This is a genomic window from Methylobacterium litchii (assembly GCF_038442315.1).
In the GTDB taxonomy this organism is placed as follows: domain Bacteria; phylum Pseudomonadota; class Alphaproteobacteria; order Rhizobiales; family Beijerinckiaceae; genus Methylobacterium; species Methylobacterium litchii.
Window position 1 is genome coordinate 18,724 of record NZ_JBBXMY010000008.1, and the last position, 25,607, is coordinate 44,330.

Annotated in this window: 24 protein-coding genes; 13 read left to right on the forward strand and 11 right to left on the reverse strand. The window is 69.6% G+C overall.

Translation table 11 applies throughout. The annotated features are described in order from the left end of the window. Positions 1–180 precede the first annotated feature (180 nt). Positions 181–459, forward strand: coding sequence for a DUF6894 family protein (locus AAHF99_RS15440; protein ID WP_243953516.1), 279 nt, complete (start codon positions 181–183; stop codon positions 457–459). A gap of 10 nt (positions 460–469) precedes the next feature. Here the strand turns inward: AAHF99_RS15440 and AAHF99_RS15445 are convergent, their stop codons facing one another. Then, positions 470–1,339 carry a Crp/Fnr family transcriptional regulator gene (locus tag AAHF99_RS15445; RefSeq protein ID WP_342165331.1) on the reverse strand — a complete coding sequence of 290 codons (870 nt, stop codon included), beginning with the start codon at positions 1,337–1,339 and terminating at the stop codon, positions 470–472. A gap of 421 nt (positions 1,340–1,760) precedes the next feature. On the opposite strand from AAHF99_RS15445, the gene AAHF99_RS15450 reads away from it, so the two are divergent. Then, the gene (locus AAHF99_RS15450) at positions 1,761–3,848 is read left to right on the forward strand and encodes a catalase (RefSeq protein ID WP_342165332.1); all 2,088 of its coding nucleotides are present in this window, start codon (positions 1,761–1,763) and stop codon (positions 3,846–3,848) included. 127 nt (positions 3,849–3,975) lie between these two features. Continuing rightward, complete coding sequence (locus tag AAHF99_RS15455; protein WP_412759893.1) at positions 3,976–6,510, forward strand: HWE histidine kinase domain-containing protein; 2,535 nt, start codon at positions 3,976–3,978, stop codon at positions 6,508–6,510. Positions 6,511–6,538: 28 nt separating this feature from the next. On the opposite strand, the gene AAHF99_RS15460 is transcribed toward AAHF99_RS15455, so the two are convergent. The 3 genes from AAHF99_RS15460 to AAHF99_RS15470 all read right to left on the reverse strand — a co-directional run bounded on the left by AAHF99_RS15460 (position 6,539) and on the right by AAHF99_RS15470 (position 8,932). Continuing rightward, positions 6,539–7,399, reverse strand: a complete 861-nt coding sequence (locus AAHF99_RS15460; protein WP_243953520.1) for a flagellar motor protein MotB — start codon at positions 7,397–7,399, stop codon at positions 6,539–6,541. Positions 7,400–7,428: 29 nt separating this feature from the next. Further along, positions 7,429–8,286, reverse strand: coding sequence for a flagellar motor stator protein MotA (gene motA / locus AAHF99_RS15465; protein WP_342165336.1), 858 nt, complete (start codon positions 8,284–8,286; stop codon positions 7,429–7,431). Between the two features lie 286 nt (positions 8,287–8,572). Then, positions 8,573–8,932, reverse strand: a complete 360-nt coding sequence (locus AAHF99_RS15470) for an SH3 domain-containing protein (RefSeq protein ID WP_342165338.1) — start codon at positions 8,930–8,932, stop codon at positions 8,573–8,575. Positions 8,933–9,077: 145 nt separating this feature from the next. On the opposite strand from AAHF99_RS15470, the gene pufL reads away from it, so the two are divergent. From pufL to AAHF99_RS15500, 6 genes are read left to right on the forward strand one after another with little or no spacing between them, the layout of a single operon-like run. After that, positions 9,078–9,917 carry a photosynthetic reaction center subunit L gene (gene pufL / locus AAHF99_RS15475; protein WP_342165340.1) on the forward strand — a complete coding sequence of 280 codons (840 nt, stop codon included), beginning with the start codon at positions 9,078–9,080 and terminating at the stop codon, positions 9,915–9,917. 42 nt (positions 9,918–9,959) lie between these two features. Then, on the forward strand, positions 9,960–10,961 hold the full coding sequence (gene pufM / locus AAHF99_RS15480) for a photosynthetic reaction center subunit M (protein WP_243953523.1): 1,002 nt from the start codon (positions 9,960–9,962) through the stop codon (positions 10,959–10,961). Then, entirely contained in the window at positions 10,958–12,052 is a 1,095-nt protein-coding gene (gene pufC / locus AAHF99_RS15485) for a photosynthetic reaction center cytochrome PufC (protein WP_342165342.1), read from the forward strand. The genes pufM and pufC overlap by 4 nt, the downstream gene beginning before the upstream one ends. Beyond that, positions 12,049–12,978, forward strand: a complete 930-nt coding sequence (puhA, locus tag AAHF99_RS15490; protein ID WP_342165344.1) for a photosynthetic reaction center subunit H — start codon at positions 12,049–12,051, stop codon at positions 12,976–12,978. Before pufC ends, puhA begins: the two co-directional genes overlap by 4 nt. Continuing rightward, on the forward strand, positions 12,975–13,631 hold the full coding sequence (gene puhB / locus AAHF99_RS15495; protein WP_342165346.1) for a photosynthetic complex putative assembly protein PuhB: 657 nt from the start codon (positions 12,975–12,977) through the stop codon (positions 13,629–13,631). The genes puhA and puhB overlap by 4 nt, the downstream gene beginning before the upstream one ends. Before the next feature lie 12 nt (positions 13,632–13,643). Then, a complete protein-coding gene (locus AAHF99_RS15500; RefSeq protein ID WP_342165348.1) occupies positions 13,644–14,129 on the forward strand; it encodes an HPP family protein in 486 nt (161 codons plus the stop codon). Here the strand turns inward: AAHF99_RS15500 and AAHF99_RS15505 are convergent. From AAHF99_RS15505 to AAHF99_RS15515, 3 genes are all read right to left on the reverse strand, one after another. Further along, positions 14,126–14,893, reverse strand: coding sequence for a Crp/Fnr family transcriptional regulator (locus tag AAHF99_RS15505; RefSeq protein WP_342165350.1), 768 nt, complete (start codon positions 14,891–14,893; stop codon positions 14,126–14,128). The two genes, AAHF99_RS15500 and AAHF99_RS15505, sit on opposite strands and share 4 nt — an antisense overlap. Positions 14,894–14,895: 2 nt before the next feature. Further along, positions 14,896–15,141, reverse strand: a complete 246-nt coding sequence (locus tag AAHF99_RS15510; protein WP_342165351.1) for a DUF6894 family protein — start codon at positions 15,139–15,141, stop codon at positions 14,896–14,898. 75 nt (positions 15,142–15,216) lie between these two features. After that, a complete protein-coding gene (locus AAHF99_RS15515; protein ID WP_342165352.1) occupies positions 15,217–15,972 on the reverse strand; it encodes a cobalamin B12-binding domain-containing protein in 756 nt (251 codons plus the stop codon). Between the two features lie 262 nt (positions 15,973–16,234). On the opposite strand from AAHF99_RS15515, the gene AAHF99_RS15520 reads away from it, so the two are divergent. Then, complete coding sequence (locus AAHF99_RS15520) at positions 16,235–17,863, forward strand: inorganic phosphate transporter (RefSeq protein WP_342165353.1); 1,629 nt, start codon at positions 16,235–16,237, stop codon at positions 17,861–17,863. 5 nt (positions 17,864–17,868) lie between these two features. Beyond that, the gene (locus AAHF99_RS15525) at positions 17,869–18,906 is read left to right on the forward strand and encodes a transporter (RefSeq protein ID WP_342165354.1); all 1,038 of its coding nucleotides are present in this window, start codon (positions 17,869–17,871) and stop codon (positions 18,904–18,906) included. Between the two features lie 9 nt (positions 18,907–18,915). Here AAHF99_RS15525 and AAHF99_RS15530 read toward each other — a convergent pair whose 3' ends face one another. The 4 genes from AAHF99_RS15530 to AAHF99_RS15545 form a co-directional block, all read right to left on the reverse strand. Next, positions 18,916–20,433, reverse strand: coding sequence for a carbohydrate porin (locus tag AAHF99_RS15530; RefSeq protein ID WP_412759894.1), 1,518 nt, complete (start codon positions 20,431–20,433; stop codon positions 18,916–18,918). A gap of 88 nt (positions 20,434–20,521) precedes the next feature. Beyond that, the gene (locus AAHF99_RS15535) at positions 20,522–21,871 is read right to left on the reverse strand and encodes a HAMP domain-containing sensor histidine kinase (protein WP_342165356.1); all 1,350 of its coding nucleotides are present in this window, start codon (positions 21,869–21,871) and stop codon (positions 20,522–20,524) included. Further along, positions 21,868–22,548 carry a response regulator transcription factor gene (locus AAHF99_RS15540; protein ID WP_243953535.1) on the reverse strand — a complete coding sequence of 227 codons (681 nt, stop codon included), beginning with the start codon at positions 22,546–22,548 and terminating at the stop codon, positions 21,868–21,870. The genes AAHF99_RS15535 and AAHF99_RS15540 overlap by 4 nt, the downstream gene beginning before the upstream one ends. Before the next feature lie 21 nt (positions 22,549–22,569). Next, a complete protein-coding gene (locus AAHF99_RS15545; protein WP_243953536.1) occupies positions 22,570–22,878 on the reverse strand; it encodes a PepSY domain-containing protein in 309 nt (102 codons plus the stop codon). Between the two features lie 118 nt (positions 22,879–22,996). Between AAHF99_RS15545 and AAHF99_RS15550 the strand changes: the two genes are divergently transcribed. Beyond that, positions 22,997–23,575 carry a thermonuclease family protein gene (locus AAHF99_RS15550; protein WP_342165357.1) on the forward strand — a complete coding sequence of 193 codons (579 nt, stop codon included), beginning with the start codon at positions 22,997–22,999 and terminating at the stop codon, positions 23,573–23,575. A gap of 198 nt (positions 23,576–23,773) precedes the next feature. Further along, positions 23,774–25,453 carry a methyl-accepting chemotaxis protein gene (locus AAHF99_RS15555; protein ID WP_342165358.1) on the forward strand — a complete coding sequence of 560 codons (1,680 nt, stop codon included), beginning with the start codon at positions 23,774–23,776 and terminating at the stop codon, positions 25,451–25,453. Positions 25,454–25,607: the final 154 nt, after the last annotated feature.

Below are 25,607 nucleotides of genomic sequence, written 5' to 3' on the forward strand. Positions count from 1 at the left end.
CTATCTTCGCGGAGCAGCTTCAAAAGACTGGCAAAATAGCGGCGGCCCGCGCACAAAAACTCACTATTGTGAATGAAAGCACGGAGAATCTGCTATATGGCTACCGCATCGCTGGCATCGTGATGTGGGCGCCGGCGGCTGGTAGACGGATGCGCTCCCGCCCCGAACAGCGGGAGAGGCATGCCTCGCTACTTCTTCGATATCCATGACGGGCTGTCGCTGAAGCGCGATGCGATCGGGATGGAATGCGATGGCTTCCGCGGCGTCCGCGTCGAGGCCATGCAGACGCTGCCGCAGATCGCCTGCGACCTGATTCCGACGGATGGCGACCGGCAGGCCTTCACCGTTCTCGTGCGGGACGAGAACGACAGCACCGTCTACACGGCGACGCTGACCTTCGCCGGGTTGTGGATGGGCGACACGCCGATCCCCGAGGTCGAGACGGACGCCTTCGGCTGAGAGGCCAGCCTCACTCGCTCCGCCGGCTGAGGTGCAGGTAATCGGGATTGAAGTCGCAATAGGCTTTCAGGCGATCCACGTCGGGAATGATGAGCCGGCGCCGGCGCAGGACGATCAGTCCTTCGTCGCGCAGATATTGCAGCGTCCGGTTGACGTGGACGGACGTGAGGCCCAGCACCTCCGCGAGTTCCTGCTGGGTGAGGGGGAACGGGTAGTTGTTCGCATCGCCCACGCCCGCCGCCCGGAGCCGCACGAGCAATTCGCAGAACAGATGTGCGATCTGCTGCGGTGCCTCGCGCAGGGCCATGTTCACCAGCCATTCGCGCAGGATCGCCCCATCGACCAGGGTGGCCCAGTGGAAGGCGTGGGAGATGCGCGGATAGTTCTCGACCAGTTCGAGGATCGCCGTGCGCGGCAGTTCCGCGACGGTGCACGCCGACACGGCCATGATGCCGTGATCCATCGTCCCGAGGACCGCGCCGTGCAGGTCGGTGAAGTCGCCGGGAACGAGCAGGGCCATGATCTGGCTCTTGCCCTGGCGCAAGACCTTGTAGCGGCAGGCGAACCCGTCGAGCACGACGTAGACGTTCTCGGGGCGGTCGCCCTGCAGGACGATCTGCTGGCGCGCGCCGATCCGCCGGATTCCCGCGAGCCGGGCCAGCCGGTCGCAATCGGCCTCCTTGAGGTCCGCGCCGTGCCTGAGCTTGTTGATGAGGGGCCCGAACACCGCGCGCCCCGCGTGATCGCCCGCGTGACCCTCCTCGTTCCCCTCGAGCGGGGCCGGGACGCTGCGCTTGACCTCCTGCCGGACGGTGCTCAGCACCCTGCGACGGCCCTGCAGGTCCGAAATGCCGACATAGGCGCGCAGAAGACCGATCATCTCCTCCACGGCCGCCGGTGCTGTCTCGGCGTGGAGTTGCTCGACAGAGATGCCGAGAACGGACGCGATTTCCTTTGAATGCGTCCCAAACTGGGCTGCAGAACCAGATGCCTGGGACATGCCGCAGGGTAATAAGCTGGAGCCCCCACGTATACAACTTAGTTTATTTCTATTGCGCAATCGGTCCCATCGCTAAGACAATTTGCCGTTATTTCTGACTTTTGATGTGTGACGATACCCGGCGCGACGTTCCTTTTGGACGACTGACGTCGCGCCGAATTATCCGGCGCCGTGCGGCGGGCGGCGGGACAAGCGGGCGCCCTCCGGCGGGCGCCGCGTGAGATCCCTGGCCGCGACGGCCGAGGGCCGGGATACCTGAGGGGTCGCGGTCGGTTGGTACCCTGGACCAAGAAGGGATGCCATGACCGAACTTACCTCGCTCAACGCCGGCCACGGTGGCGAGACCCACCAGAATGCCGACGCCGACCACCCCGTGCTGACCACCAACCACGGCACGCCGGTCTCCGATAACCAGAACCAGCTCAAGGCCGGGCCGCGTGGGCCGGTCCTGCTCGAGGACGAGGTCTATCGCGAGAAGATCAACCACTTCGATCACGAGCGCATCCCGGAGCGGATCGTCCATGCGCGCGGCTCCGCCGCCCATGGCTACTTCGAATGCACGGAGAGCCTTGCGGACGTCACCGTCGCCGACCTGTTCCAGAAGAAGGGCCAGCGCACCGAGGTGTTCACCCGCTTCTCCACCGTGGCGGGCGGCGCGGGCTCGATCGACACGCCGCGCGACGTGCGCGGCTTCGCCGTCAAGTTCTACACCCGCGAGGGCAACTGGGACCTCGTCGGCAACAACATCCCGGTCTTCTTCATCCAGGATGCGATCAAGTTTCCCGACCTGATCCACGCGGCCAAGATGGAGGCCGACCGGGGCTACCCGCAGGCGGCCACCGCCCACGACACGTTCTGGGACTTCATCAGCCTCATGCCCGAGTCGACCCACATGATCATGTGGGCGATGTCGGACCGGACGCTGCCGCGCACCTTCGCCAACATGGAGGGCTTCGGCGTCCACACCTTCCGGTTCATCAACAAGGAAGGGAAGAGCACCTTCGTCAAGTTCCACTGGAAGCCCAAGGCCGGCCTCGCCTCGACCATCTGGGACGAGACCGTGAAGATCGCCGGAGCCGATCCGGACTTCCAGCGCCGCGACCTGTTCGAGCGCATCGGGCGCGGCGACTTCCCGACCTGGGAACTCGGCGTGCAATTGTTCGACGAGGACTTCGCCAACAGCCAGCCCTACGACGTCCTCGACGCCACCAAGATCATCCCCGAGGAAGTTCTCCCCGTCCGCATCGTCGGCAAGATGGTCCTCGACCGCTACCCGGACAACTACTTCGCGGAGACCGAGCAGGCGGCCTTCGTGCCGAGCCACGTCGTGCCGGGCATCGGCTTCTCGAACGATCCGCTGCTCCAGGGCCGGCTGTTCAGCTACACGGACACGCAGCTCTCGCGGCTCGGCTCGGTGAACTTCCACCAGCTACCGATCAACGCCGCGAAGGGGCGGGCCGCGGCGGCCGGCTGCCCGTTCATGAACCAGCAGCGCGACGGTCACATGCAGATGGCGGTGCCGAAGGGCCGCGCCAACTACGAGCCGAACAGCCTCGCCCGCGCGGGCGAGCCGGGCGGCGCCCGCGAGGACGCCTCCAAGGGCTACGTGACCTTCCCCTCGGAGGAGGAGGGGCAGAAGCTGCGCATCCGGCCGGAGAGCTTCGCCGACCACTACAGCCAGGCGCGGCTGTTCTTCCGGTCCATGGACCCGGCCGAACAGGCGCACATCGCCTCCGCGCTGGTCTTCGAGCTGTCCAAGGTGAGCCTGGAGCACATCCGGCTGACGATGGTCGCCAACTTGCGCAACGTCGATGAGGATCTGGCGACCCGCGTCGCCGACGGGCTGGCGATGGACCTGCCCCCCGCCTCGCCGACCGCCGCGCCGGTTCTGGACATGGCGCCGTCGCCGGCCCTGCGGATCATCCGGGGTCCCCTCGAGCGGCACACGCTGGAAGGCCGCACCATCGGCATCCTGATCGCCGACGGGACGGATGCGGGCGAGCTGAAGTCGCTGAAGACCGCGATCAAGGCCGCGGGCGGCCACGCGATGACCATCGCCCCGAAGGTCGGCAAGGTGCCGCTCTCCGACGGCTCGGCCATCGCCGCCGACGCGCAACTGTTCGGCCAGCCCTCGGTGACGGTCGATGGCTGCGCGGTGATCCTCTCCGAGAAGGCCGTCGGCAAGCTCGTGAAGGAAGCGGCTGCGGTGCAGTGGGTGATGGATGCCTTCGGGCACCTGAAGGCCATCGGCGCCAACGCCGCCGCCAAGCCGCTGCTCGACAAGGCGGGTGTCGAGGCGGACGAGGGCGTGACCGATCTCGGCGGCTTCGTCGAGGCGGCGAAGAAGCGGTACTGGGACCGCGAGCCGAAGGTCCGCACCCTGGCCTGACCGCACGTGGGGACGACCGCCCGGGATCATGATAGACCCGGGCGGTCGTCCCGTTCCGACCGCGCCGAACGCAATCGACGCTTCAAGGGTTTCCCGTGACCAGCCCCGAAACGTCGCGACACGGATGATGCCGAGCCCGGACGAAACCGGTCAGACCATCGACCTCACCACCTGCGACCGCGAGCCGATCCACGTGCTCGGCGCGACCCAGCCGTTCGGCTTCCTGCTCGCCGTCTCGGCCGACTGGATCGTCACCCGCGCCAGCGCCAACGTGGCGGACCAGATCGGGCACGCGGCGGAGGACTTGCTCGGCCTGCCTCTGGCCGCGATCCTCGACGGCGAGGCCATCCACCTCCTGCGCGGCCACCTTCAGACCCTGCGCGGGCCGGACGCCTTCGACCGGGTGTTCGGGGTGAACCTGATTCCGGGCCGACCGCCCTTCGATGTCGCCCTTCACCTGTCCGGCGGCTCCATCGTCATCGAGGCCGAGCCCTGCGCCACGGAGCACCTGAGCGCCGGCAACCTCGTCCGCTCGATGGTCGCCCGTCTCCAGCATACGGCCGACTTCGAGCCCCTGTGCCGCGAGGCCGCCCGCCAGATGCGGGCGCTGACCGGGTTCGACCGCGTCATGGTCTACCGCTTCGCACCCGACGAATCCGGGGAGGTCATCGCGGAGGCGGTGCGCTCCGGCCTCGACCGCTATCTCGGCCTCCATTATCCCGCCTCGGACATCCCAAAGCAGGCGAGGGCGCTCTACGAGCGGAACTGGCTGCGCATCATCGCCGACGTCGATGCCCCGGCCATCCCCGTCGTGCCGGCGCGCGACCCCACGGGCGAACCCCTCGACCTGTCGCTCTCGACGCTCCGCACGGTCTCGCCGATCCACCTCGAATACCTGCGCAACATGGGCGTGGCCGCCTCGCTCTCCGTCTCGATCATGCGGGGAGGGCGCCTGTGGGGCCTGTTCGCCTGCCATCACACCGAGCCGCGCCACATCTCCCTGGAGCGGCGCACGGCGGCGGAGCTGTTCGGCCAGATGTTCTCCTGGATCCTGGAGAGCCGCGAACGGGAGGTCGTGGCCGCCCAGGAAGCCCTGTCGCGGGAGACGCACAACCGCCTGATGAGCGCCATGGCCTCGGGCGGCACGGGCCTCGACGGCCTGTCCGACTTCGCCGAGGAACTGTCCGGCATCGTCGCCTGCGATGGGCTCGGCCTGTGGGTGAACGGCGCGATCACCCTGCTGGGGATGACGCCGACCCGCGAGGAGTTCACCGGCCTCGTCCGCTTCCTCAACCGCACGGCCGCGAGCCGGATCTACGCCGTCGATGAGATCGGACGCTTCCACGAGCCGGCCCGCGACTTCACCGAGCGCGCGGCCGGGATGCTCGCGGTGCCGGTCTCGCGCACCCCGCGCGACTTCCTCGTGTTCTTCCGCAAGGAGGTGGCGCGCACGGTGACCTGGGCCGGCAACCCGGAGAAGCCCGCAAATCCCGGCCCGAACGGCGTGCGCCTCAGCCCGCGCAAGAGCTTCGAGGCGTGGCAGGAGGTCGTGCGCGGTCGCTCGCTGCCCTGGTCGGAGGCCGAGGCCCGCACGGCGGAGGCGCTGCGAGTCACGCTGCTCGAAGTGATCCTGCGCTTGAGCGATTCGGCGGAGCGCGAGCGCAAGGAGGCGCAGGAGCGGCAAGAGCTCCTGATCGCCGAGTTGAACCACCGGGTCCGCAACATCCTCAATCTCATCCGGGGCGTGGTCACGCAGAGCCGGGCCGGCGCGGCAGACGCGGCGACCTTCACCGCCCTGGTCGGGGACCGCATCCAGGCACTCGCCCGGGCCCACGATCAGGTCACCTCCGCCAATTGGGGGCCTGGCTCCCTCGCCGAGCTTCTGACCGTGGAGGCCGCCGCCTATCTCGGCGCCAAGGCGGACCGCGTGGTCCTCGACGGAACCGACGTGCTGCTCGAGCCGCAGGCCTTCACGACGATGGCGCTGGTGGTGCACGAACTCGTCACCAACTCGGCCAAGTACGGCGCCCTGAGCGACAGCGCGGGCCGGGTGAATGTGCGCTGGGAGCGGGACGCCTTCGACGCCCTGGTCATTCACTGGTCCGAATCGGGTGGCCCCGCCGTCACGGCCCCCCGCCGCCGGGGCTTCGGCTCGACGATCATCGAGCGCTCGATCCCCTACGAACTCACCGGCGAGGCCGAGATCCGCTACGCCCTGACGGGGCTGACCGCGCGCTTCGCGATTCCGGCCACCTTCATTCGCGCCGCCCCGCCCCGGGCCGTGCGGACGACGAAGGCGGAGGAGCGCGTGCCGTTCGCCCTGTCGGGCACGGTGCTGGTGGTCGAGGACAACATGATCATCGCCCTGGAGGCGGAAGAAGTACTCACCGCCATGGGGGCGGAGACGGTGGACATGGCGGCCTCCGTCCGCGAGGCGCTGCGCCTGATCGAGACGTCGCCGCCCGACCGGGCGTTGCTCGACGTGAACCTCGGCTCCGAGACGAGCGTGGCGGTGGCGACCAAGCTCGCCGCCCTCGGCATCCCCTTCGCCTTCGCCACCGGCTACGGCGAAAGCTTCAAGGTCCCGGCCGAACTCGGCGACGTCCCGGTGGTCAAGAAACCGTACGGGGCCGACAGCCTGCGGGTCGCCTTCGCGCGGTAGGCTACGCGCGGTGCGACCCGCCCCGTCGTCAGCGCAGGAGGTTCGAGGGCGCGGGCGGGCTCGCGTTGAGCAGGGTGATCGTCACCCGCCGGTTCGACGCGATGTAGGGATCGTCGGGGAAAACCGGCTCGGTGTCGGCGCGTCCCACCACGGACGCGAAGTTGTCGTTGGGCACCCCGGCACCCGACAGGATCTCCCGCACCGCGAGGGCACGCCCGGCGGTGAGGTTCCACGGTTCGACCGCCGGCGTCGCGCCCGGACGCGCGGTGGCCGTGTGGCCGGTGATCGTCAGGCGGTTGGGCAGACGGCGCAGGGTCGGCGCGATCGTCTCCAGTACGCGCCGGGTGCGCTCGTAGGGCTGGACGGAGCCGTCCTTGAACATGGAGCGGCCGTTCTCGTCCATGAGGGACACGTTCACGCCGTCCTTGGTCGGCTCGATGACGATGTTGTGCGACAGCTCGTTGATGTCCGGCATCGTCTGGAGCGCCTGCCGGAGGCTGGCCATGGCGCTGAAGTTGGCCTGCGCGACGGTGGCCGAGCGGGTGGCATCGAGTTCGCCGGTGCGGGACGGCTTGGTCATGCGCGCCGTGTCGTCCGGTTCGTCGGAGCCCGTCTCCGTGTCGCGGGGGGTGGACGACTTCTTGCCGGCCGAATCGAGGGCGGTGCCGTACATCATGCCGCCCGCGCCGCTGCTCGTGGGGCTCAGCGCCGCCGGCGCGAAGTATTCCGCCAAACCGATCTTCTGCTCCTGCGTCGTCATGCTGATCAGCCACATCAGCAGGAAGAACGCCATCATGGCGGTCACGAAATCCGCATAGGCGATCTTCCAGGCCCCGCCGTGATGGCCATGGGCGGCCTTCTTGACCTTCTTGACGATAATGGTGGCCATGGACGTCCCTGCTGGAGATGGAGGCCGGTCTAGGCGGGCAGAGCGGCGGTCGCTTCTTCGACCTCGGTGAAGGTCGGACGGACTTCGCTCATCAGGGACTTGCGGGCGAATTCGATCGACATCACCGGCGGCTGGCCGCCGATATGGGCGAGCAGGCCCGCCTTGAGGGACAGGTAGTACTTGGCTTCGGCGGCGAAGAGGCTCTTGAGCGACTGCGCCATGGGCCCGAAGAAGCCGTAGGCGACGAAGACGCCGAAGAAGGTGCCGACGAGGGCGCCGCCGATCAGGTGTCCCAGCACCTCCGGCGGCTCCTTGATCGCGCCCATCGTCTTGATGACGCCGAGCACGGCGGCGACGATGCCGAGGGCCGGCGTGCCGTCCGCGAGCGACTGCATGGCCGACACGAGACGCTCCTGCTCCTCGTGGTGCGTCTCCAGCTCCTCATCCATGAGGACTTCGATCTCGTAGACGTTGTTCACGCCCAGCGTCACCATCCGCATGTAATCGCAGACGAACTCGACCGCGTGATGGTTCGCGGCAAAGGTCGGGAAGGCGTTGAACAGCGTCGACTCGCTCGGGTTTTCGATGTGCGGCTCGAGCGCCATCGCCCCCTTAGACTTCACGAACTTGAACAGGGAATACTGCATCCCCAGCAATTCAAGATAGGATTGCTGGTTGTACTTGGGGCCTTTCACGAGGGTGAGCAGCATGCCGGGCACGGCCTTGAGCACCGGCCCGATGTTCCCGATGATGAAGGCGCCGATGGCCGCGCCGAGGATGATGACGAACTCGTAGGGCTGCCACAGGACGGCCAGATGGCCCCCCATCTGCGAGTAGCTGCCGAAGACGCAGGCGAAGACGACCAGTGTGCCGACGATCAGCCGCATGATGTGCCATCCTTGCGTGGCGGCAGAGACGGCCCGCGCGACGCTACCAGTGGGGAGCATCGTCCCACCGAGCCTTTAACCCACCCTTTCTCGAAAGGCGGGGTCATGCCGGTGCCGTGCCAGACCGAGTTTCACGCTACGGATTTCTCGCAAGCCGATTAAAAATCCGTTTGCGGAACATGATCTGCAATCGTTCATTTCTCGCGATGAGCAAAACAGAGGATGACGCCTCTACAGCGTAAGCCGATCAGTTTCGCCGCCGGCCTGCCCGAGGCAGGCGTCTGTGCTATCGTTTCGTCTGGCAGAACCGCTCGTCCTGCCACGCCCCTCCGCCCGGCTGCACCGCAGTGAAGCAGGCGCCCTCCGGCCGGTGGCCGTCCGGCAGGACGGCGTTCGACGGCCCGTGCACGATCTCCTCCCGCACGAAGCCTTCCGTTTCGCCGTAGACGACGCGGCACCAGCCCGCTTGGCACGACCGGACGTCGAGGGGCGTCTCGCGTTCGATCTCATCCAGCACGCGGGCGCTGCTGCGGGGGGCCGCATAGAAATAGGTGTCCCAGCGGGCCGCCTCCGGCGCGGCCGACGCCGGCACCGCCGCGCCGCAGAGCAATCCGGCCGTCAGGGCCACCGACCAGATCCGTCCCATCGACCCGTCTTCCCGCTGGGGCCGATCCCGTCGGCCCACCGCACGGTATCGCGTCGCCCCTCCGGCGGACTTGATAAATGTCATACCGAACTGACACCCATGCTGTCATTTCTCGATGACACATGGGGTGCCAGGGGCCGCAGGCATGGCGATGCTCTCGTTCGAGCGGAAATACCGGATCGCTGGCGGCACGCTGGTGGGCGGGAGCCTGTTCGATTTCTGGGTCGGGCCGTTCTACGTCGGCTTCTTCGGCGTCACGGCGGCGTTCTTCGCCCTGCTCGGCACGTTGCTCATCGTCTACGGCGCCGCCATCGGCCCGACCTGGGCGCTGTTCCAGATCAGCATCGATCCGCCGCCCATCGCCAACGGTCTCGCCTTCGCGCCGCTGAAGCACGGCGGCCTCTGGCAGATCATCACGATCTGCGCGCTCGGCGCGTTCGTCTCCTGGGCGCTGCGGCAGGTGGAGATCTGCCGCAAGCTCGGCATGGGCTACCACGTGCCGGTGGCGTTCTCCTTCGCCATCCTCGCCTACGCCTCGCTCAACGTGGTGCGGCCGATCCTGCTCGGGGCCTGGGGCTACGGCTTCCCCTACGGCATCATGAGCCACCTCGATTGGGTGTCGAACGTCGGCTACCAGCACCTGCACTTCCACTACAATCCCGCGCACATGATCGCGGTGACGTGCTTCTTCACCACGACCTTCGCCCTCGGCCTCCATGCCGGCGAGATCCTGGCGGCGGCCAATCCCGGCAAGGGCAAGCCGGTGAAGTACGACGAATACGAGAGCGCCTACTTCCGCGATACGATCGCGTATTCGATCGGCGAAATCGGCATCCACCGGCTCGGATACTTCCTCGCCCTGAATGCGGGGCTGTGGAGCGCGGTCTGCATCATCATCTCCGGGCCGTTCTGGACCCAGGGCTGGCCCTATTGGTGGGACTGGTACCTGAACCTGCCGATCTGGAGCACGGGCGGCAAGATCTGATCCGCCCCCGTCCTCGACGACATCCACACGGAGATCACCCGGATGCCGCAGTTCCACACCCTGTGGACGCATATCGAGCTGCGCGGCCCCGACGAGGCCGGCCCGCCGCTTCAGATCGGCTCGCCCGGCCGCATCGGAAAGCCGTTCCACTCGCAATGGCTGGGGCGCATCGGCGAGATGCAGGTGCTGCCGACCCATCTCGGGCCGACTGGCGTGGCCTCCCTGCTCTGCGGCTTCATCGCCATCGAGATCATCGGCCTGAACATGCTGGCCTCGGTGGATTGGAACCCGGTGCGGTTCATCCGGCTGCTGCCGTTCCTGTCCCTCGATCCGCCCCCGGCCAAGTACGGCCTCGACCCGTTCCCGCCGCTGCGCGAGGGCGGCTGGTGGCTGATGGCGGGGTTCTTCCTCACCGCCGCGATCCTGCTGTGGTGGGTGAAGATGTACCGCCGGGCGCGGGCGCTCGGCATGGGCACGCACATCCCGTGGTGCTTCGCCAGCGCGATCTGGCTCTACCTCGTGCTCGGCTTCATCCGCCCCATCGCCATGGGCTCGTGGTCGGAGGCGGTGCCGTTCGGGGTGATCCCGCACCTCAACTGGACCGCGACGTTCTCGGTCCGCTACGGCAACATCTTCTACAACCCGTTCCACATGCTCTCGATCTCGTTCCTCTACGGATCGACGATGCTGTTCGCCATGCATGCCGGGACGATCCTGGCGGTGACGCCGCTCGGCGGCGAGCGCGAGACCCATCAGATCACCGACCGGGGCACGGCCGCCGAGCGCGCGGCCCTGTTCTGGCGGTGGACCATGGGATTCAACTCGAACTACGAGTCGATCCACCGCTGGCTCTACTGGTTCGCCACCCTCGTCACGCTGACCGGTGGCATCGGCATCCTCGCCACCGGGACGCTCGTCGACAACTGGTACCTGTGGGGCGTCAAGAACGGGCTCGCGCCGCAATACCGGCCGGCACCGGACCTGCCCGCCGCGCCGCCGGCAAAGGCGCTCAAGACCATGCAGGACAAGGTGCTCGGACGATGAGGATCGGCCCTCCCATCCTGGCGGTCGGCCTCGTCTGCGCCGGCCTGTTCACCCTGTTCGTGCCGACCTGGAACCTGCCGACGAAGGGCACCCAGACCGGCCCGAACGGGCCGTCCCTCGTGCAATACGCCCCGACGGGAAGCCCTCTGTTCCAGACGCGGAACGGCCCGCCCCCGGCCAATCCGCCGCTGATCGAGGACACCCGTCCGGCGACGGAGGCGTACAAGAACGTCACCGTGCTGACCGACCTGAATGCCGGGCAGTTCATGCAATTGCAGCAGGCGATCACCAATTGGGTCGCCCCGCAGCAGGGCTGCGACTTCTGCCACGCGGGGGCCGATTTCGCCTCGGACGCGAAGCCGACCAAGGCCGCCGCCCGCGACATGATCAAGATGGTCCGCCATCTCAACGCAGACTGGACGGAGCATGTCGGCGCGGCCGGCGTGACCTGCTGGTCCTGCCACCGGGGCCAGCCGGTGCCGGCGGAGATCTGGTTCTCGCGCCCGCCCCACCCGCAGGGCGCCCACATGGACAAGCCGGAGAACTGGAACGAGTCCGGCGACAGCGTGCGCCAGTTCTTCCCGAATGCCGGCTACGAGCTCTACCTGCTGCAGGACACGCCGGGCCTCGCCCAATCCTACACGGCGCTGCCCAACGGGCAGGTGGCCGACCAGGTCGTGGTGAAGCGCCTCTACGAGGTGATGATGCAGATGTCGGCCGGCATGGGCGTCAACTGCACCTACTGCCACAACTCCCGCGCCTTCTACGATTGGGGCCAGAGCCTGCCTGCCCGCTGGACCGGCTATTCCGGCATCCAGATGGTCCGGGACATCAACCGCAACGTGCTGCTGCCCCTGGCGGTGCGCATGCCGCAGACCCGTGAGACGGCGGACGACCCCCACACGATCGTGCTGCCCGACCGGATGCGCGGTCCGCAGGAGGGCAACGGCTTCGTCCTGTGCGGCACCTGCCATTACGGGCTTCCGAAGCCCGCCGACCACGCGCAGGAACTGCTCACGGTCTTCCCCGGCCTGAAGGGGCCCGGCCGCGAACACGCCGCCTCCGCCGCCGACCAGGGAGGCCAGCCGTGAACGAGGGCGTCAGCCAGATCGCCGGATCCGCCGGCCACGGGATCGACCCGGCCACCGGCCTCGTCGGCAGCACGACCGCCAGCGACGCGGTCGGGGCCTGGGGGTTCCACCTCGGGGCGGTGACGCAGCACATCGACGGCGTCGTCGTGCTGTTCTGGGCCTTCGCGCTCTTCTTCGGCGCCCTGTGCTGGTACCTCCGCGCCGAGGACAAGCGCGAGGGCTATCCGATGGAGGACCCGACGCAGCCTCCCCGCGCCCATCCCCTCGTCGGCTTCCCGCCGCCGCCCGCGCCCAAGACTTTCACCCTCCAGAAGGGCGGGACGGTCACCCTCCCGAACTTCATCTCCCCCCCGGAGGTGCCGGCCCGCCATCTCCATCCGTTCCCCGGCTCGGCCTTCGTGCCGACCGGCGCCAACCCGATGCGCGACCCCATCGGCCCGGCCTCTTGGGTGCTGCGCGACGAGGAGCCCCTTCTGATGGAGGGCGAGAAGCTGCAACTCGTGCCCCTGCGCGAAGTCGGCGACGCATGGCACGTCCAAGGGGGCGATTCCGATCCGGTCGGGATGCCGGTGGTCGGGCGGGACGACAAGGTCGCCGGCCATGTCCGCGACCTGTGGGTGGACCGCGGCGCCAAGCTGCTGCGCTACCTCGAGGTCGAGCTGAACGACGGGCGCCGCCGGCTGATGCCGGTCTTCTTCGCCAACGTCAGCCCGAAGTTCCGCCGGGTGAAGACGCGCTCGATCTTCGCCGAGCAGTTCGCGGCGATTCCCGAACTGAAGGATCCCGACCGGATCACCGCCCGGGAGGAGGATCGGATCAGCGCCTACTTCGCCGGGGGCAAGATGTTCGCCGAGGGCGTGCGCCGGGGCGCGTTCGGCGGCGGGGCGGACGCCCGCGACGGGCTCGGCCGGAAAACCAGGGCATGACGATGCGCACGGCACACCGCGCCACTTCCCCCAGCGCTCCCCCGCGCCCCGTGGGCGTCCGCCTGGAGCCCGGCGAGCAGATCCTGTGGCAGGGCCGCCCGGAGGCGTCGGCCCTGCGCCGCCACCTCCTGAAGGGGCGCTGGCTCGCCGCCTACTTCGCCCTCCTGCTCGGGTGGAAACTCGCGCTGATCGTCGCTCTCCGGGGCCTGCGCCCCGAGGAGGTGTTCGACACGGCCGTGCTGCTAGGTCAGGGCGCGGCCCTCATGGGGATCCTCGCCTACCTCGCCTGGGCGCTCGCCCGCAGCACGACCTACACCGTCACGAGCCTGCGCGTCGTGATCCGCCACGGCATCGCCCTCCAAGGCACGGTCGACATCCCCCTCCGGGCCATCCGCAGCGTCGCCGTGCGGATCCACGGCGACGGGACCGGGGACGTGGCCCTGGCCGTGCGGGACGGGGGCGGGGTCGGGTACAGCAAGCTCTGGCCGCATGTCCGCGGCCTGAGCCCGTCCGCGCCGGTACCGATGCTGCGTGGCCTTCGGGACGCCGCGCTCCTCGGGATCCGCCTCGCCCGGCGCCTCGACGACCCCGCGCCCGCCCTGACCGGGCAGGACATCCGACCCAGGGCGACGCCGCACGCGACGGCGGCCTGACGGGAAGCAGCCATGACGACGGACCTCCTCCAGGCGCTCCTGGCGGCGCTGGTGCTCGGGCTCGTCGGCGCCGTCTCCCTCGCCGTGGGTGAGCCCCTGCTGGTGCCGAGCCTCGGGGCCGCGATCCTCCTGCAGGTCCACCTGCCGGACCTACCGAGCGCGCGAGCCTGGAACACGGTCGTCGGCCAGCTCTGCGGCGTCGCCTGCGGTTTCGCGGCGCTCTACGCGCTCGGGGCCGCGCATGACCCGAGCTTCAGCGGGACCCACCCCCTGACGGTCGGGCGGGTGGCCGCGACGATGATCGCCGTGGCGGGGACCCTGCTGCTGCAGGCCCTCCTCGGTGCGGTCAACCCGGCCGGCGGCGCGACGGCGCTGATCCTCACCCTCGGCTCCGAGGCCGCCACCCTGGCCGGGGCATTGCGCCTGACGACGGCCGTGCTGCTGGTGACCGCCCTGGGGGAGGGCGCGCGTCGGCTCTCCCTGATGCTTCGCCGCTAAGCCGAAGCCCGTTCGCCGGAGCGGCGCCGATCCTCGTCGAAATGCAGGTAGACGGGATCGAACTCGGCCGTGGTCACGAGGCCGGGCCAGTCGCCGATGGTCAGGTGGCCGCCCTGGAGGACGATGCGGCACTGCGCCCGCAACGTCCGGAGCGACCGGTTGAAATGCACCGCCGTCACGCCGACGGCATCGGCGAGCTCCGCCTGCGTCGGCGGCAGCGGACAGCACAGATTGTCCGCGAGGCCTACGGCGCGCTGGCGCATGTACATCTCGCAGAACAGGTGCGCCGTCCGGCCCAGGGACTGACGGCGGCCGAGGGTCATGATCCGCTCGCGGTAGACCGAGGCATCGACCAGCGTGTCGCGCCAGAGCGCCGCCATGACCCCCGGACGGCCGACGACGAGGGCGCGCATCGCCTCGTGGGGAATGAAGGCCAGGGTGCAGGCGGTGAGGCTCGCCAGGGAATGGTCCATCACCGGCAGGTAGAGATGCTGCAGGTCGGGGATATCCCCGGCGATATAGAAGGACAGGATCTGGCGGTCGCCCGCCACGGTGTAGCCGTAGCGATGGGCCCAGCCCTCCAGCACGAGGCAGCAATGGGCGGGCCGTTCCCCGACCGTGGCGACGTCCTCATGGGGGCCGACCTGCCGGATCGTGTGCGGCAGGGCGAGCACGGCCCGCCGCTCCTCGTCGTTGAGGCGGATGACGCTCTCGAGTTTGCGGAGGAGGGGCGTCAGGGTCTGGGGGTGGTGGGATCCCGCCACGGCTATGCCTCGGCCCGGCGCGACCACGCGGCCGTCAAGGTCAGGATCACATCGAGCACGGAGGTCCCGGCCGCATCGCGGACGGCGACCGCGATCGTGTGCTGGTCGTGGAGGATGGCCTCTTCCGCCGCGATGCCCGTGAGCGTCCGCACGGCGATGGCCCGGACCTCGTCGAGGTCACGGCATTCCGCGCCGGTATCGTCCCGGTGCAGGCCGCCGTTCTCGATCTCGAAGAAGTAGCGGGCCAAGGCGACGGTCTCGGGGGCGGGAAGGTCCGGGCCAACCGGGCATGACCGGAATGGTTGCAGGCCGGCCGGGGCCATTCACGCGGCCGGTTGCACCGGCGACAGCAGGGCAGGGTCGGTGAGGCAGGCATCGGCGCCCCACAGGCCGGGCTCCGCGCCGCCCCGGGCGACGAGGGCGCCTCCGACGACGACGCGCAGCGCGGGATTGCGCGAGGCCCGGCGGATCACCGGCATCGCCCGCCGCAGGGCGGGCGAATGGGCGTCGCAGGCCAGGGAGAGCCCGAGGACGTCGTACCAGCCCGTCGCGAGGGCCATTGTGAGGTCCGCCAGGGGATCGGCACCGGTTCCCGCGATCGTCGTCGTCCAGCCCGCATCGCGGAGCAGCCCGGCGACGTGGCAGAGGCCGTAGGTGTGGGTTTCCCCCGGCGCCCCGGCGAGAAGGATGCTGCGGCCGGGCCGTGCTCGGCCGCGCCCGACCTGGGGGCCGATCGCATCCCGCAGGACGGATTGGAGCCGTCCCATCGCCTCCGTCACGTCGAGGAAGTCACAGAGATCCTCCTCCCACATCACGCCGAGATCGCGCGCCACCGGAGCCAGCATCTCCGCGGCGAGGACGGGCCAAGGGGTCCCACGAAGCGCCCACCGCGTGACCTCCGCCCGGAACCGAGCGGGATCGTCGAGCAGGAGCCTCGCCAGCTTGCGCGAATCCTGATCGGCGACTTGGAGTTGTTCACGATGGAGACCGCGCAGCGTCGGCAGGATCTCGCGGTCCATGAGGCCCGAGAGGATTGCCGTCGAGCGGGCGTGGGCGGGGCGCTTCGTCCACCCCTGCAATTCTTCCCGAACTTCGCATGCTCTTGCTGCGCCATATCTAGAAGACAATCCTTGCCGCCGACTATCATCTTCTAAAACTGGCATATGCATGGGAAGTATGAGTGCCAGATCTTAGGATTAGGCGCATTGATAAAAATCAAGCTCCCCTCACGCAGGTTCGGACGGCTCAGTGGTGAGCGATCGACCCGTCATCCACAGCACGTCACCCAAGCGTCACGAGCCGACTTTAATCCCTCGAAAACCGTGATTTTTTGAGGTTGCCATGGCCGACGCCGCCCTTGCTCCGACCGGAGCGGTTGGACATTCGCCTGCGGGCAAGCCTCGCCTCGACCATGGCATGCATCCGGGGGGCGTGATCGCCTTCCTGCTCGTCCTCGTGGCGGGCCTCGTCTACGCGGTCGTCAGCTTGATCACCGACATGAACGCGGTCGGTGAGGCGCCGCTCGCCTACGGCGCCTTCGCCCTGCTGGGCCTCGCCCTGCTGATCGCCCTCGGCTTCGAGTTCGTAAACGGCTTCCACGACACCGCCAACGCGGTGGCCACGGTCATCTACACCCACTCCATGCCGCCCCTCGTCGCGGTGATCTGGTCGGGGACGTTCAACTTCCTCGGCGTGATGCTCTCCTCCGGTGCGGTGGCTTACGCCATCGTCACGCTGCTGCCGGTGGAGCTGATCCTCCAGGTCGGCTCGGGGGCGGGCTACGCGATGATCTTCGCGCTGCTGCTCGCGGCGATCATCTGGAACCTCGGCACCTGGGCGCTCGGCCTGCCGAACTCGTCGTCCCACGCGCTGATCGGCTCGGTGCTCGGCGTCGGCCTCGCCAACCAGCTCATGGGCGGGCAGGACGGCACCTCCGGCGTCGATTGGAACCAAGCGTTCGGCGTGTTCAAGGCGCTCGCCTTCAGCCCGATCTGCGGCTTCGTGCTGGCCGCGCTGCTGCTGCTGGCCCTGAAGTTCACGGTGCGGCGCAAGGACCTCTACGAGGCCCCCAAGGGCGATGCCCCGCCGCCCCTGTGGATCCGTAGCCTGCTGATCCTGACCTGCACGCTGGTCTCCTTCTTCCACGGCGGCAACGATGGGCAGAAGGGCATGGGGCTCATCATGCTGATCCTGATCGGCGCCGCCCCCACCGCCTACGCCCTGAACCGCACCATGACCGCCGACGCCACGCCGGCCTTCGTGCAATCCTCGCAGGCCGCGAGCGGCGTCTTCGCGCCGCGGGCGAACGGCGCGGCGCAGCCCGATGCGGCGCAGGCCCGTAAGGTCGTCAGCGACGCGCTGAAGGCGAAGGAACTCGATAAGCCGCCGGTCTACGCCGCGCTGGCCGCCCTCTCCACCGACATCGCCAAGGCCGTGCAGGGCTACGGCTCGATCCGGCAGGTCCCGGCGGCCGCGACCTCCAACGTCCGCAACGACATGTACCTCGCCTCGGACGCGATCCGCCTGCTGCCGAAGACCGGCGCCAGCTTCTCGGAGGCCGAGACCAAGACCCTCAAGGGCTACACCGACCTGCTCAACGCCGGCACGCGCTACATCCCCGATTGGGTGAAGGTCTGTGTCGCCCTGGCTCTCGGCCTCGGCACCATGGTCGGCTGGAAGCGCATCGTCGTCACCGTCGGCGAGCGGATCGGCAAGACCCATCTCACCTACGCGCAGGGCGCGTCCGCCGAGATCGTCGCGGCGGGCACGATCGGGCTCGCCGAGCTCTACGGCCTGCCGGTCTCCACCACGCACATCCTGTCCTCGGGCGTCGCGGGGACGATGGCCGCCAACGGCTCCGGGTTGCAGATCGCCACCGTGCGCAACATGGCGCTCGCCTGGGTGACGACGCTGCCGGCCGCCATCCTGATCGCCGGCACGCTGTTCTTCATCCTCCGCCACGTCTTCTGACGATCATGGAGGCCCTGGCCGGCACGAATCCCCGCCGCCTCTGCGACGAGCCGCCCCTGCCGGGGCTGCTCTGGGCGATGCGGTTCGATGAGACCGGCCGGGGTCACCCGGTGGACAGCGACGCGCCGCCGCTCCATCCGGGAGGCTTCGGCGAAGGCTTCACCTGGCTGCACTTCAATCTGAACGACGCGCGCCTGCCGGCCCTGGTCGCGGTGGGGCGCCTCGGCCCGCCGCATCTCGCGGCTGCGTCCTTCGCGAGCGATCCGCACCAACGCATCGTCGTCGAGGCCGGTCACATCGGCGGCGTGGTCGCCGATCTCGTCCGCCAGGCCGGCGAAGGCCGCACCGTCGATGCGGGCGGGCGGCTGCACTTCGTGATGGGGCCGCGGCTCCTCGCCAGCGGCCGCCGCCATCCCGTGCTCGGGCCGGACCTCGCCCGGGACGCGGCGACCCAGGGGCATTGCATGCTCGCGCCGGTCCACCTGCTGGAGGGGATCGTCGATCACGTCATCACCGCCATGGTCGGGACGGGCAGTCGCCTCGCGGACGAACTCGACGAGATCGAGGATCACATCCTCGACGAGCGCGTGCGCGGCGAGCGCCGGAGGCTCGGGCCGATCCGGCGGGATGCCGTGCGGCTTCACCGGCAATTGCTCGGCCTGCGGGCCGTCTTCCACCGCCTCGAAACCGCCGACGAGGACGTTCCGCCCGCCGCGACCGCTGCGGCCGCGCGGATCGCGCAGCGCCTCGATGCCCTCGACCGGGACATGGTGATGCTGGCCGACCGCAGCCGTCTGATGCAGGAGGAGCTGTCCTCCTACCTCGCGCAGGCCTCCAACCGGCAGCTCTATACCCTGTCGGTGATGACCGCCCTGTTCCTGCCCCCGACCCTCGTGACGGGTCTGTTCGGCATGAACACCAAGAGCCTACCGCTCACAGAGGCCGAGGGAGGCTCCTTCGTGGCGATGGCCTTCGCCGGCCTTTCCGCGCTCGTGGCCTTCGGCGTGATTCGCGGCCTCGGCATCCGCCCCCCGCGGGATTGAACCGCCCGCTCAGTAGCGGGTGATGAAGCGCAGGCCGAACACCGTCGCGTTGCGCACCCGCTTGCCGTCCCCATCGCGTGGGTTGGCGATCCCGCCGCCCGGATGGACGACGTATTGGACGATCGGCTGCAGGGCGATGCCGGGGGCGAGCACGGCCTGATAGGTCGCCTCCACCAGCGTCTCGGCGCTGCGGCGGGGGGTGGGCGCGTCACCCAGCACCGCGGCGATCGTGTCGAGGCGCCGCGCGGCGCGGGAGATCCGCGTGACGCCGACGGCGAGGCCCAGCGTGTCGTCGGACCGGCCGGGGAACAGGCCGCGATAGGCGATGCCGGCGTCGAGATAGAAGTCCACGAGGTTGCGGTCGCCGGGGGAGGCGGAGGCGCGCAGGAAGACGCTGGCGCCGTCGTTGGGATCGTCCGGCTCCTGATAGATCGTCTGGTCGATCAGCCCATAGAGACCGGAATCCCCCGAGACCCATCGAGAGAGGCCGCTCGCCGGATCGGGGGTGAGGGCATCGACGCGGCCGAACCGGTGCCAGCCTCCGAGCGTCACGGTGCCCGGCCGACCCTGGGCGCCGGGGCGGGTGTTGTAGGCGTAGGAGACCTCCCCGATGACGAGCGGCGGATCGGAGACGGGGAAGCGGAGGCCGTTCGGGTTGCGGCGCTGCGGGTCGATCCCCGAACGCGGATCGCCGCCGCCCGGCGTGCCGTCGATCAGGCTCGTTTGGAAGGACAGTTCCGGCGTCGGCACGTATTTCAGGCGCACGGTCGGTGCCGAGAGGGGATAGGCCGGGCCGCCATCCACCATGTTCGCCGCGATGATCTCGGGCCAGCCGAACGTGCCGTTGCCGAACAGGATGCTGGTCTGGCTGACCATGTACTCGGTGTCGGCGGAGAGCTGGCCGACCCGGAGGAACAGCGTGTCGTCGAACAGGCTCTGCTCCAGCCAGATCTCCGACAGGCGCGAGGCGGGCAGGGCCTCGATCTCGCTGACGGTCATGAGGTTGCCGACCCGGCTGCGCGAGGTCCCGCTCCCCTGGATCTGGTAGAGCGTGGCGTGGGCCGTGGCTCCCTTCCAGCCGGCGAAGGTGTCGAGATCGACATCGACGTCGAGGTCGAGGAGCGTCAGGCCGGTGGAGCCCCGCCGCAGGCCGCCACGCATGTTGCGGTAGGTCTCGGCCACCGCGATCAGCCCGAAGGTGATCCCGTGCCGCTCGAGGAAGGCGCGATAGCCGCCGGGGTCGCCCGCCGGACCCAGGAGCGGCTGGAACGAGGTCGTCACCTCCGCCGCGCGTCCTACCCCGAAGACGGGCTGGGCCACCGAGGTCTGCGGATCGCCGCCGGCGCCGCCGGGCGAACCGATGGCGATGCCCTCGGCGGCGACCCGCGCGGCCTCGGTCTGCGCGGCGGCGGGGCCGGGCTGAAGCCACAGGCCGAGCGCGGCCAGGAAACAGAGGATGGTGCGGGACGCGGGACGCACCTCGATCTCCGGCCTGGGTGGGACGAGCGAGCAACGCCACAGCTTCATCACCGTTCGACGACAGCACAAGCAGGCCGCGTGCCTCGCCGCCACCGCCGTTCGGGTGGCCTGTCATCCGGGGCAGGGGCGAGTGACGTTAGTCGGCGTTCCAGAGCACCTGCACCTCCAGCCCTCCACCGGGCCCGACGCCAAACTCCATCCGCGCGCCCGCCGCCCCCGCCACGTCGCGGGCGATGGCCAACCCGAATCCGGTGCCCGGACGGCTTTCGTCCCAGCGTACCCCGCGCCCCAACCCCGCCAGCGCCGTCTGGCTCATCCCCGGCCCGTCGTCGCTGACGGACAGGCAGCCGCGCGGCCCGTCCCCCGTGCCGGTCACACGAACGCGCCGATGGGCCCACTTCCGGGCGTTGTCGAGGAGGTTGCCCAACACCTCCATCAGCTCACCCTCGTCGCCCGGATAGGTCAGATCGGCCGGGATCGCGACATCCCAGCTCAGTGAGCCCCCCTCGGGCAGCCGCTGCATCGTCGCGATCAGTCGCTCGGCGACGGGCGACACCGCACAGACCCGTTTCTGCAGATTCGTCCGCTCCGTCAGGCGGGCGCGGGCCAGGGCGCGCTCGACCTGCCCGTTCATCGCCCGCGTCTGCTCCGCGATCTCCTCCGCCAGCACCGGCTCCGCGGCAGAGAGGCCGCGCCTCACGGCGTCGAGCACGGCCAGCGGCGTCTTCAGCCCGTGCGCCATGTCCGCCGCACCGGCGCGCGCCCGCACGAGGGCCCGCTCCTGGGCGTCGAGCAGCCGGTTGAGATCGGACACCAGCGGGCGCACCTCGTCGGGAAAGGCCTCGGGCAACCGCTCCCGCGTTCCGGCATGGATCGCCGCGAGGTCGGCCCGGAGGGCGCGGAACGGCGCGAGTGCCCGGTGCACGAACACCGCCATCGCCAGGGTGAGGGTCCCGAACAGGGCCGCGAGCGAGGGCACCAGCAGGCTCAGGAACGTCGCCCGGCTCGCGGCCAAGTCGCGCCGATCCTCGGCCACGGCGACCCGCAGGCGCGTCGCCATCCCACCGGCTCCCCCGATCTCGATGGACCGCGACAGGGCGATCAGCCGCCCCCCGTCCGGACCCGTCGCGTCGGAGACCGTCGCTGCATCCCCGCCGCGATCGTCGGGCAAGTCGAGCTGCTTGTCCCAGAGCGAGCGCGAGCGGAGCAGCTTCCGGTCCGGGGCCTCGATCTGCCAGTAGAGACCGCCATAGGGCGTCGCGAACCGGGGATCGGGGGGCTCGCGCGACAGGGTGGGGGCGCCGTCGGGGGCCAGCCCGACCCGTCCGACGAGGAGCTTGGCCGCGCGGTCGAGTTCGTCGGCGGTGCGCGCCTCCAGCACGCGGTCGAAGATGATCGTCAGTCCGAAGCCCGCCAGCAGCAGCGCGAGGCCGATCAACGCGGCGGCGGCGAGCCCGAGCCGCAGGCGCAGGGAATTTCCCCTCACGGGGTCGGTGCCTTCGGGTGATCCGCAGGCACGAGGTACCCCTGGCCGCGCCGGGTTTCGATCACCCCGGAACCGAGCTTGCGCCGCAGGCGCGTCAGCAGGGCTTCGAGGGCGTTGGCTTCGCGGTCGCTGCCCACCCCGTGCAGGTGGTCGAGGAGTTCGCCGGCCGGCACCACCTGTCCCTGGCGGTGCATGAGGAAACTGAGCAGGCGGTATTCCAATGCGGTCAGGTCGACCTCGCGGCCGGCGACGCTGACGGCGCGGGTCCGGGTATCGAGCTCGACGGCCTGGGCGCGGAGGACCGGCGAGGCATGGCCTGCGGTGCGCCGCAGGATGGCGCGCAGGCGCGCGGTCAACTCCTCCATCCGGAACGGCTTGACGAGGTAATCGTCCGCGCCCGCATCGATGCCCTCGACGCGCTCGCGCCAGCCGTCACGGGCGGTGAGGATCAGGACGGGGATCGCCACGTCGGCCGCGCGCAGGCGGCGCAGGACGCCCAGGCCGTCGAGCCGGGGGAGGCCGAGATCGAGCACCATCGCGTCGTAGACCTCCGTGTCGGCGCGAAACCACGCGGCCTCGCCGTCGGCGACCACGTCGGCGACATAGCCGGCCCGTTCCAGGCCGTCCTTCACGTCCGCGGCGATGCGGGGCTCGTCCTCGACGATCAGCACCCGCACCGGACGGACTCCCCTGTGAGGTCAGTCATCGTCGTCCTCGTCGAGGATCTTGAGGGTGCGGGCTTCGACCTTCACGGTGCGGCGTTTGCCGTCCGCGTCCAGGATGCGCAGCTTATAGAGCCAGCGCCCGTCGTGACGCTTCAGGTCCACGGAGACGACGTCGCCGGGCACGGCTGTCCGGGCGGCCCGCAGGACCTCTTCGAGGGGCCGGATCTCGCCGCGTTCGAGGGCCCCCCGGGCCCGGTCGGCGTCGTCGTCCGCGCGCGACGGCGCGACCCCGGCGAGGCCGGAGCACAGGAGGGCGACGAGGAGGATTCGGCAGTGGGTCATGGGTCCAGGCGCTTTGGGACACTGAACCTGACGAGAGGCTGACAGGATCCGTCAGGGTGGCGGGTCTCGCATCCGGCAGAACGCTCCGCAGAAACCTCACTCGCGGAACTGACCAGCTATGTCCCTCATCCTCGGTATCCTCCTCACCGCCGCCGCCGCAATCGCCGGCACCCTCCTGTGCCCGTCGCCGCCGTCCTCGAACCGCCACCGGGTTCCCGGCCTCGCGCTGGCACTGGCCGCCGGCTTGGCTCTCGCCCTCGCCGGCAGGCCGGCCGAAGCCGGGGATCTGCTTCAGGGACGGGCCACGGTCGTCGACGGATCGACCCTCGTGGTCGGGGGCGTTCCCGTGACGCTCAGCGGGATCGTCGCCCCGGCCGCGAAGACGACCTGTTGGGATGCCCACGAGGCCCCCTACACCTGCGGACGCCGCGCCGCCGCCGAACTGACCGCGCATATCGGAACGGAAGGGCTGACCTGCGAGCGGTCGGGGCCCGCGGACGATCGATCGGCCGTGGCGGTTTGCCGGATGGGGGCCGAAGACCTCGGCGATTGGATGATCGCCCGTGGCTATGCGGTCCCCACCAGCGACGCGCCCGCGTCTTACAAGAAGGCGGCCGATCGTGCCTGGGGACAGCGTGTCGGCCTGTGGGCCGGGATCTTCGAAGATCCGACGAGCTGGCGACAGGCTGCCCGATAGGCCGGGGCATCGTGTCGCCGCTGCCAAGTCGATCCGCAATGGACGCCGGGGAAGATCAAGCAAGGTCGCGTGAACGATCCCCGCAACGGAAGTAAAATCCACCGTTGCAGGGATATGTGCTCGGCTACACTTAACCCGCCGGCAACGCTTGGTCGCGCTCTTAGGCGCCATCATCTCTCGGTTGCTTACGGACGCCCCATGCGCCTCACCCTTGGCCACAAGCTGACCGGCGTCGTGGGCCTGCTCGGCCTCGTCGCAATCGGCATCTCGGCCTTCGCCCTCCGCCAAGCCGAGGGCGAGAGGCGGCAGGCCGTCGCGACCGAGGCCACCTGGAACGCCAGCCTTCAGGCCAAGACGCTGGCGCAGGCGATCGAGCACGCCGTCGTCCAGGCCACCGCCATCTACATCGCCACCGACATCGACGAGGCCAAGACCCGGCTCTCCGCGCTTCAGGAGGCCCTGGCCGCGGTCGAGCAGGCCCGCGGCCCCTTCCTCGCGGCCATGGCTGAGCAGGTGTCGGCCGAGCGGAAGCGCAAGCTCGACCTCGCCGTGAAGGAGTTCATCGCCTACCAGACCGACACGGCCGAGATGGGCCTCACCCTGTCGCCCAAGGCCGCGCTGATCCAGGCCACCGACGAGGCCACGGTGAAGAACCGCGAGCGCATGGTGGCCGAGATCGGCACGCTCGGGCGCGAGACCCTGGCCCGGCTGGACGCCCAGCGCGCCGCCGCCGAGGAGGCCCGCCGCTGGACGACCCTGATGCTGCTCGCCGTCCCGGCCGTGGCGCTGATCCTCGGCCTCCTCGCCGCGTTCTGGATCATCTCCACGCAGGTTCGGCGCCCCCTCCATCGCCTCCGGGCGACGATGCTGGCGCTGGGGGCCAGCAGGCTTGAGGAGCGCGTGCCGTTCACCGGGCGTCGCGACGAGATCGGCGAGATGGCCCGGGCCATCGAAGGGTTCCGCACCTCCCTGATCGAGAAGCGCGCTCTCGATGCCGACGCCGTGGCCCGCTCCGGCCGGGACGCGCTCAGGGCGGATGCCCTGGCCCAGGCGACGCACGCCTTCGAGGTCGAGACCGGACGGACGCTTGCGGACCTCGCCGGCGCGGCCGAGGCGATGCAGGGCGCGGCCGACACGGTGTCCGCCACCGCGCGGCGCACGACCGACGAAGCCGGCCGGGCCACCCTCGCCTCCGGGCAATCCGTGGAAGTCGTCAACAGCATCGCCGGCGCCGCCGAGGAGCTGTCCAGCTCCGCCCGGGCGATCGAGGAGCAGGTGCGCTATACCAGCGACATCGCGGGCACCGCCCTCTCCGATGCCCAGGCCCTCGAAGGGACGGTGGCCGGACTGGCGCGGGCGGCCACCGAGATCGAGGCCGTGGTCTCCCTCATCCGCAGCGTCGCGGAGCAGACCAACCTGCTTGCCCTGAACGCGACGATCGAGGCGGCGCGGGCCGGATCGGCCGGCAAGGGGTTCGCCGTCGTCGCCGCCGAGGTCAAGGCGCTCGCGGGGCAGACTGCCTCGGCGACGGACCGCATCACCGCGCAGGTGGCGGCGATCCAGGCCGCCGCCGATGGGACGGTCGAGGGCATCGGGGCGATCGGACAGACCATCGCGAAGATGAGCGACGCCGCCTCCACGGTGGCCGCCGCCGCCGAGCAGCAGGGCCAAGCCAGCCAGGAGATCGCCCAGGCAATCGCGAACGCGGCGGCCGAGGCCCGCACGATCTCGGGCAGCATCGGCAGCGTTCGCGAGGCCGCCGCCTCGAACGAGACGCAGGCCGGGACGGTGTCGGACGGAGCCCATGACGTCGCGGCCAGCGCAAACGCCATGCGGTCCGCGATCGAGACTTTTCTCCATCGCGTCCATGCGGCGTGAGGCGGTGCGGGGGGCGCTATCGTCCTGAATGAGAACCGCGCCCATGGGTCTTATCCGCAGGCCAAGAATTCCCTGGCGCTCACCCAAGTATCCATACTTTTCGTTGCAAGCATCATTCTAAGTCAACGCAGCGTCATGGACGACGGCGCATCTG

Excerpts from the sequence above, each read along its gene's own strand:
- AAHF99_RS15520 (WP_342165353.1), top strand. The coding sequence starts at position 16,235 with ATGGCCGACGCCGCCCTTGCTCCGACCGGAGCGGTTGGACATTCGCCT.
- AAHF99_RS15550 (WP_342165357.1), top strand. The coding sequence starts at position 22,997 with ATGTCCCTCATCCTCGGTATCCTCCTCACCGCCGCCGCCGCAATCGCC.
- AAHF99_RS15530 (WP_412759894.1), bottom strand. The coding sequence starts at position 20,433 with ATGAAGCTGTGGCGTTGCTCGCTCGTCCCACCCAGGCCGGAGATCGAG.
- AAHF99_RS15555 (WP_342165358.1), top strand. The coding sequence starts at position 23,774 with ATGCGCCTCACCCTTGGCCACAAGCTGACCGGCGTCGTGGGCCTGCTC.
- AAHF99_RS15525 (WP_342165354.1), top strand. The coding sequence starts at position 17,869 with ATGGAGGCCCTGGCCGGCACGAATCCCCGCCGCCTCTGCGACGAGCCG.
- AAHF99_RS15460 (WP_243953520.1), bottom strand. The coding sequence starts at position 7,399 with ATGGCCACCATTATCGTCAAGAAGGTCAAGAAGGCCGCCCATGGCCAT.
- pufM (WP_243953523.1), top strand. The coding sequence starts at position 9,960 with ATGCCGCAGTTCCACACCCTGTGGACGCATATCGAGCTGCGCGGCCCC.
- AAHF99_RS15455 (WP_412759893.1), top strand. The coding sequence starts at position 3,976 with ATGCCGAGCCCGGACGAAACCGGTCAGACCATCGACCTCACCACCTGC.
- AAHF99_RS15445 (WP_342165331.1), bottom strand. The coding sequence starts at position 1,339 with ATGATCGGTCTTCTGCGCGCCTATGTCGGCATTTCGGACCTGCAGGGC.
- pufC (WP_342165342.1), top strand. The coding sequence starts at position 10,958 with ATGAGGATCGGCCCTCCCATCCTGGCGGTCGGCCTCGTCTGCGCCGGC.
- AAHF99_RS15500 (WP_342165348.1), top strand. The coding sequence starts at position 13,644 with ATGACGACGGACCTCCTCCAGGCGCTCCTGGCGGCGCTGGTGCTCGGG.
- AAHF99_RS15440 (WP_243953516.1), top strand. The coding sequence starts at position 181 with ATGCCTCGCTACTTCTTCGATATCCATGACGGGCTGTCGCTGAAGCGC.
- motA (WP_342165336.1), bottom strand. The coding sequence starts at position 8,286 with ATGCGGCTGATCGTCGGCACACTGGTCGTCTTCGCCTGCGTCTTCGGC.
- AAHF99_RS15545 (WP_243953536.1), bottom strand. The coding sequence starts at position 22,878 with ATGACCCACTGCCGAATCCTCCTCGTCGCCCTCCTGTGCTCCGGCCTC.
- AAHF99_RS15470 (WP_342165338.1), bottom strand. The coding sequence starts at position 8,932 with ATGGGACGGATCTGGTCGGTGGCCCTGACGGCCGGATTGCTCTGCGGC.
- AAHF99_RS15450 (WP_342165332.1), top strand. The coding sequence starts at position 1,761 with ATGACCGAACTTACCTCGCTCAACGCCGGCCACGGTGGCGAGACCCAC.
- puhB (WP_342165346.1), top strand. The coding sequence starts at position 12,975 with ATGACGATGCGCACGGCACACCGCGCCACTTCCCCCAGCGCTCCCCCG.
- pufL (WP_342165340.1), top strand. The coding sequence starts at position 9,078 with ATGGCGATGCTCTCGTTCGAGCGGAAATACCGGATCGCTGGCGGCACG.